The 7116-nt window shown below is 67.5% G+C and carries 5 protein-coding genes; all 5 read right to left on the bottom strand.

Annotation, left to right across the window (positions count from 1 at the left end; all coding sequences use genetic code 11):
* A partial coding sequence (locus FS845_RS26355) for a HAMP domain-containing protein (protein WP_144641669.1) occupies positions 1-1249 on the bottom strand: 1249 nt, incomplete at its 3' end.
* A gap of 112 nt (positions 1250-1361) precedes the next feature.
* A complete protein-coding gene (locus FS845_RS26350) occupies positions 1362-1766 on the bottom strand; it encodes a hypothetical protein (RefSeq protein WP_409929346.1) in 405 nt (134 codons plus the stop codon).
* 64 nt (positions 1767-1830) lie between these two features.
* A complete protein-coding gene (locus FS845_RS26345; protein WP_144641667.1) occupies positions 1831-3774 on the bottom strand; it encodes a methyl-accepting chemotaxis protein in 1944 nt (647 codons plus the stop codon).
* A 66-nt stretch (positions 3775-3840) separates the two neighbouring features.
* The gene (locus FS845_RS26340; RefSeq protein ID WP_144641665.1) at positions 3841-5742 is read right to left on the bottom strand and encodes a methyl-accepting chemotaxis protein; all 1902 of its coding nucleotides are present in this window, start codon (positions 5740-5742) and stop codon (positions 3841-3843) included.
* Between the two features lie 90 nt (positions 5743-5832).
* The gene (flgL, locus tag FS845_RS26335) at positions 5833-7095 is read right to left on the bottom strand and encodes a flagellar hook-associated protein FlgL (protein WP_144641663.1); all 1263 of its coding nucleotides are present in this window, start codon (positions 7093-7095) and stop codon (positions 5833-5835) included.
* Positions 7096-7116: the final 21 nt, after the last annotated feature.

Raw genomic sequence — 7116 nt, 5'->3', positions numbered from 1 at the left:
TCTGGAACGCGATGCCGTCGATCACCGACACGATCTCGGAAATCTTGCGCGAGCTCGCCGAGATGCCTTCCATGGTGTTCACCACTTCCGACACCGCCGAACCGCCACGCTCGGCCACCTGGGACGCGCTGGCCGCCAGTTGATTCGCCTGGCGCGCGTTGTCGGCGTTCTGCTTCACGGTCGAGGCCAGCTCTTCCATCGAGGCCGCGGTCTCTTCCAGCGAGGCCGCCTGCTGCTCGGTACGGCTGGACAGGTCGGTGTTGCCCGCGGAGATCTCCTGGGCACCGACGTTGATCTCGTCCACGCCGCGGCGCACCGTGCTGACCGTGCGCGTCAGGCTTTCCTGCATGCGCTTGAGCGCGGCGAACAGCTGACCGATCTCGTTGCTGTTGCGCACTTCCACTCGGGACGTGAGGTCGCCCGCGGCGATGCGGTCGAAATGCTGGCCGGCTTCGACCAGCGGACGCACCACCAGGCGGCCGAACACGATGCGCGCCATGATCATCAGGATGATGGCCAGCACCACGGCCCCGACCACGGCAATCAGCGCGCGTTCGAAGCTGGTCTTGGCCTGCTCGGTGGTCGCGTTCTGGGCATCCTGGATGTAGTTGGTGAACTGGCCGATGGCCTCGATGAAGGCGGCACTGCGCGGGATGCCGTATTCGTTGTTCACCATGTAGAAGGTCGAATAGTCCTCGCTGCGCAGGGCTTCCAGCATGGTGTCCACGCCGTCGTCGATGTACGAGCGGTAGCGGCGCACTAGGTTCATCGACAGCTGGCGACCGGTCTCGTCTTCCAGCATGTTCTTCTGGAACTCGGTGAAGCGGCCGCGCACGCCGTTCAGCAGGTCGGTGGCTTCCTTCAGGGAATCCTTGGCCGCCTGGCTGGACGCGCCGGCGGCGCCCTGGCCGTTGCCGCCGCCGCCACCGCCCCAGCCCGCTTCCTGCAGGTGGCGCGCGGCCACCATCAGCGCCACACGGGCGCGCAGCATGTCGCTGTTGATGACCTCGACCTGCTTGCCGCGCTCGGTCAGTTGGGTGATCTGCTGGACCGACTGAAAGTTCTGCTGCAGGAAATACGCCGCCATCAGGCCCATGGCCGCGACCAGTACGGCGAAGATGCCCATGACGAACATCAGCATGGTGCCCACGCGGGCGTCGCGCAGTTTCATGGACCGTTTCTGCTTCGGTGCGCGCTTGCGCTTCTTCGCCTTGCCTTTTTGCTCGCCTGCTTCCAGATTCGTGTCCATAAGCCCCCCCTGTTTCCAGGAATATTTCATAAAAGAAAAACCACTCTGAGCGCGTCCGGCCTGTCGGCCGCACGCAGAGCTCCACCGGGCCGCGGCCCGGGTACTGCGGCGCTTACCGCGTCGCGCCTGGCGGAATGACGATCCAGCCAGACTCGGGCGTCGGTTCCTGCGGTATGACGGCCACCGGCGCGATCGGCGCGGGCTCCGGCCCCAGCAGCTTCTGCCGCTCCCAGGGTTCCAGCAGGATGTTGGTGCTGTCCACCAGCCGCATCAGACGTCCGTCAGGGCCGAACTGCAGCAAGGCTTCCTTGCGGCTGTACAACCCATCCGGAACGAACGTGATATGGAAACGCCAGAGCGCCAGCGTGGTGCCGTCGCCCTGCGCATAAACCTGATCGGGCGCCGCGGTCAGCGCGCGCGACGCGTCGGCGATGGTCGTACGGCCTGGCGTCAGGGACGAGAGCTTGCCCGGGTCGAAGTTGTGGCCGGAGGCCACGCACCCGCCCAGCACCAGCATTCCCGCAATCGCCAAGACTTTCAGATATCGCATCGCTTGCCCCATGGTTGGCGTGGTCGCGCCGTCAAAAGGATTCCCAGTCGTCCTCGGCCGGCGTCCGCGAACGCGCGGCCGACGCCTTCGGTGCCGCTGCCGATGCCGATGCGCTTGGCGCCGCGGCGGATGCCGAAGTCTGGCGCACCGAGGTATCGCGCGTCGCCGTGCCAGCCGCCGTCGCCGCACGACGGCGGGCGGGACGTTGCGCGCTTGCGGCGTCCGGCGCCGCCGGCTTGTCCGAATGGGTCAGGCGTACCGCACGGCGGGCGGGTTGCGCCGGCTCCTGCTTGGCGGCCTGGACCGGCGGCAGCGCGGCGGCGGCACGCAACGGCGCCGCGTCTTTTGCCGCAACCGGCGCCTGCACGCGAGCCGCCTGGCGGCTGGCTTCCAGCTGCGCCGCGACCTCGATGACTTCACCGGCATTGATGCGGAACACCGCCACGGCCTCGGCCAGGCGCTGCGCCTGCTCCTGCAGCGAGCCCGCCGCAGCCGCCGCCTCTTCCACCAGCGCCGCGTTCTGCTGCGTCACCTCGTCCATCTGCGACACCGCGCGGTTGACCTGATCGATGCCGCTCGATTGCTCTTCCGACGCCGCAGAGATCTCGCCCATGATGTCCGTCACGCGCTGGGAAGACCCCAGCATTTCCTGCATGGTGGCGCCGGCGCGTTCGACCTGCTGCGAGCCGACGTCGACCTTGCTGACCGAGTCCTCGATCAGCACCTTGATTTCCTTGGCGGCCTGCGCGCTGCGCTGCGCCAGCGAGCGCACCTCGCCCGCCACCACCGCGAAACCCTTGCCCTGCTCGCCCGCCCGCGCCGCTTCCACCGCCGCGTTCAGCGCCAGGATGTTCGTCTGGAACGCGATGCCGTCGATCACCGACACGATCTCGGAAATCTTGCGCGAGCTCGCCGAGATGGCCTCCATCGTCTGGACCACTTCGGCCATGGCCGAGCCGCCGCGCTCGGCGATCTGCGACGCGCTGGCCGCCAGCTGGTTGGCCTGGCGGGCGTTGTCGGCGTTCTGCTTCACGGTCGAGGCCAACTGCTCCATCGAGGCCGCGGTTTCTTCCAGCGAGGCCGCCTGCTGCTCGGTGCGGCTGGACAGGTCGGTGTTGCCCGCGGAGATCTCTCGCGAGCCCACGTTGATCTCGTCCACGCCACGGCGCACGGAGCCCACGGTACGGGCCAGGCTTTCCTGCATGCGGCGCAGCGCAGCGAACAGATGGCCGATCTCGTTGTTGCTACGCGCCTCTACCCGACTGGTCAGGTCGCCGGCGGCGATACGGTCGAAATGCACGCCGGCTTCTTTCAACGGACGCAGCACCGCGCGGGTCATGAACAGGAAGGCGCCGGCGGCCACCGCCAGCACCAGCACAGCCATCACGACATAGGCGATGTCCGCCACCCGGATCTGGCTGCGGAAATGGGTCAGCGCCTCTTCGCTCATGGCCTGGATGTTCGCGCTGAACGCGTCCAGCTTGCCGGCCAGCGCCACACTGGCCGCGCCCACCTTGTTGTTCTTCACCTCGAGATACCTGGCGCTGTCCTTGGACGAGAGCGCGGCCTGCAAGTCCTGCAGGGTCGCTGCCAGCGCCTGGAAGCTGGAGACCAAGTCATCCGCGGTCTGGCGTCCGACATCCGTCACCTTGGGAATGGCGCGGAACTCCTCGACCTTCTTCAGGCCCGCGGCAACCTGCGACTGCAGCATGCCCATGCTCTGGCCGAAGCCCGCCGTATCGCCGGCTTGTTGCTGGGCGGCGGCGATGTCGGCGCGGATGATGGACCGCAGCATCAGCACATAGCCGTCCTTCAGCAATGTGCTCTGGCGCACACTCAGGCTGTCCAGGCGGCTGAGCGCGACGTCGCCATCATGCGCGCTGTTCCAACCCAGGCCGATCGAGGCCAGCCCCATGACGACCAGGGCCAGCAGTGCGGACAACAAACCAGTCTTGACTTTCACGTTCGAGAGCATATGGACTCGTATGCGATGTGCTGAAAAGGAGCCAGCGCCTGCCGCCGGCACCCCGGTAGGTGCGCGTCAGAAGGATTCCCAGTCGTCGGAGGCCGGGGCGGGCCTTGCCGGGGCGGGCCGTCCCGGAGCGGGCCGGCTGGCCGCAGGCGCGGCCCCGTCGGCGGCGGGCTTGCCGCGCGCCGGCGTGGCGGCGGGAGCGGCGGCTTCGGGTGCGGCACGGCGGCGCGGCGGGCGGCGCGCGCTGGCGCCCTCGGCCGTGCCGGGCTCGACCACGCGGGCCGTCGCGACCAGTCGGGGCGCCTGGAGGGGCGGCTGCGCGGCGGCAGGCTTGGCCACGGGCTGCGCGGCCGGGGCGGGCGCCTGCACGCGCGGCGCGGCTTGCGATGCGAGTTGCCGGGCCGGCGCGTCGATGACTTCGCCGGCGTTGATGCGGAATACCGCCACGGCTTCGGCCAGGCGCTGCGCCTGCTCCTGCAGCGAGCCCGCCGCAGCCGCCGCCTCTTCCACCAGCGCCGCGTTCTGCTGCGTCACCTCGTCCATCTGCGACACCGCGCGATTGACCTGGTCGATGCCGCTCGATTGCTCTTCCGACGCCGCAGAGATCTCGCCCATGATGTCCGTCACGCGCTTGACCGAGCTGACGATCTCCTGCATGGTGGCACCGGCGCGTTCGACCTGCTGCGAGCCCATGCCGACCTTGCTGACCGAGTCCTCGATCAGCACCTTGATTTCCTTGGCGGCCTGCGCGCTGCGCTGCGCCAGCGAGCGCACCTCGCCCGCCACCACCGCGAAACCCTTGCCCTGCTCGCCCGCCCGCGCCGCTTCCACCGCCGCGTTCAGCGCCAGGATGTTCGTCTGGAACGCGATGCCGTCGATCACCGACACGATCTCGGAAATCTTGCGCGAGCTCGCCGAGATGCCTTCCATGGTGCTCACCACTTCCGACACCGCGGAACCGCCACGCTCGGCCACCTGGGACGCGCTGGCCGCCAGTTGATTCGCCTGGCGCGCGTTGTCGGCGTTCTGCTTCACGGTCGAGGCCAGCTCTTCCATCGAGGCCGCGGTTTCTTCCAGCGAGGCCGCCTGCTGCTCGGTACGGCTGGACAGGTCGGTGTTGCCCGCGGAGATCTCCTGGGCACCGACGTTGATCTCGTCCACGCCGCGGCGCACCGTGCCGACCGTGCGCGTCAGGCTTTCCTGCATGCGCTTGAGCGCGGCGAACAGCTGACCGATCTCGTTGCTGTTGCGCACTTCCACACGTTGGGTCAGGTCGCCAGCGGCGATCTTGTCGAAGTGCGTGCCGGCTTCCTTCAGCGGACGCAGCACGTTGCGGCTGATGAAAATGCCGCAGCCGACGCAGACCAGCAGCGACAGGATGAAGAGCACGATGGTGACCACGCGCGAGCGGTCGAAGTCGGCGAAGCCCGCAGTGACCATGTTGTCGGTGGACTGGTCCACGTAGCCCAGGAAGGCGTCCAGGGTCTTCTCGACCTCCTGGCTGTGCCGCAGCACCGTGGGCGACAAGGCGGCGTAGTCGCTGGCCGATTGGGCACGCAACGCGCCGATCTGGCGTTCGCTCGCGTCGGCGTAGGCGCGCAGCGCGGCCAGCATGGGCTGGGCGCGTTCGGCCACGTCGGGCGCCATCTGCGACTTGCCCATGTCGTCGATCTGCTTGCGCGCGCGGTCCAGGTAATCCGCCCCGCGCTGCAGCGCGGTGTCCGCGTCGGACTGGCGATTGTCACCCAGGGCGACGCGCGCTTCGTTCACGTTGATGCGCGTGCGCAGCAGGCTGACGTAGCCTGCATAGGTCGGCACGACCTGGTCGGAGTATGCGCGGTTGACGCCATCCAGCTTGTCGTTGCTGGCGGTGAAGCTCAGCAGCGACAGCCCATTCGAGACCGCCATGAACAGGCAGAACAGGCCCAACACGATGCCGATGCAGGTGCGGACCTTCAAATTCGAGAACATGACTTGCCTATCTATCAAAAAACGCGCTCCTCTAGTGGGAGCGCGTAAAGGAAATTTCTGCGGGTAGCAGTCTGCCGAACAGGAGCGGAATCAGCTCCTGCGGAACAGACTCGTACCCTGGATGAGCGTGAAAGCCTGGGAGGCCGCGTCCAGCGCGGTCTTGCGCATCACCAGCTCGCTGGTGACCTTGAACGGATCGACGTCCTCCAGGTCGGACAGTTGCTTGGTATAGGAGAGGCCCTTCTGCTTGCCGGTGGCGTCCAGGGCGTCCAGTTCGTTCATGCGCGCGCCGACCGAGGCGCGCACGGTCAGCACGTTGTCATAGGCCAGCGAAATCTGCTTGTTGGCCGATGCCAGCTGGTTGACCAGCGCGGCGGTGGCCTGTTCGTTGCCCGAGGACGGCGACTTCAGCACGTTGATGAGCCTGTTCAAGGAATCGAACGTGTTCATGTTCGACTCTTTCGGTGTCTGGACCGTGAAGGAGTCTCCGGCGGCCGGCTGGCCCGACATCTTCATGGACACCCCGCCCATGTCGATGGTCTCTCCGGCGACGTAGGGCTTGGCCGGCAGCGTGAACGGCGGCGGGGTCGGCACGGAAGGATCCGTGGACGGCGGCGGCGTGACGGTGACGGTGTACTCCAGCGCGCCGGTGGTGGCGTTGTTGGAGAAGGCGATGGAGAAATCGCTCTTGACGTTGCTCGTGGCACCGGGTGCGCCGAAGGACACGGTACCGAACGTGCCGCTGCCCGTGTTGGCCGCGCCCGCCTGGGCGATGTAGGCCAGCACGCCGGCCGCGGCCTTGCCGAAGATGTCCGAGCCGACGTCGCTGCCGGAGATCTGGCGTGTCTGGTCCACCTGGATCAGGCGCTGGCCCTGGTCGCCCGTATAGGTGACGTTGCCGGCGCTGTCCTTGACGAAGGGCTCGCTATTGCCCGTGAAGCCGGCAAAAAGGTACTCGCCGTTGCCGTCGGTCGTGTTGCCCAGGCCCACCAGTTGGTCGCGGGCGCTGGCCAGCGCCGTGGCCAGCGATTGGCGGTCGGCGTCGCTCATCGTGCCGTTGCCGGCCTCGACAATGCGCTTCATCACGTCCTGCATGGTCGTGATGATGGACCCCAGCGCGTTGTCTTCCAGGCCCAGCGTGGTGTTGGCCTTGACGCGATTGGCCGCGTACGTCTCGTTCATGCTGGCCGTCTGGGTGACGTTGACGGACAGGGCCGCCGCCAGGGGATTGTCGGCGGGCGACAGGAACGCGCGGCCGGAACTGAGCTGCTGCTGCAGGCGCGACAGCGTGGACTGCTGGTTCAGCAGGCCGTTCAGGCCGTTCTGGTACATCAACGAGGTGCTCAGACGCATGATCTATCTTCCGGAATGGGG

Source organism: Bordetella genomosp. 13 (assembly GCF_007679965.1).
Classification (GTDB): Bacteria; Pseudomonadota; Gammaproteobacteria; order Burkholderiales; family Burkholderiaceae_B; genus Bordetella.
The sequence above is the reverse complement of the archived record's forward strand: the minus strand, read 5'-3'. Positions and strand labels throughout refer to the sequence as shown.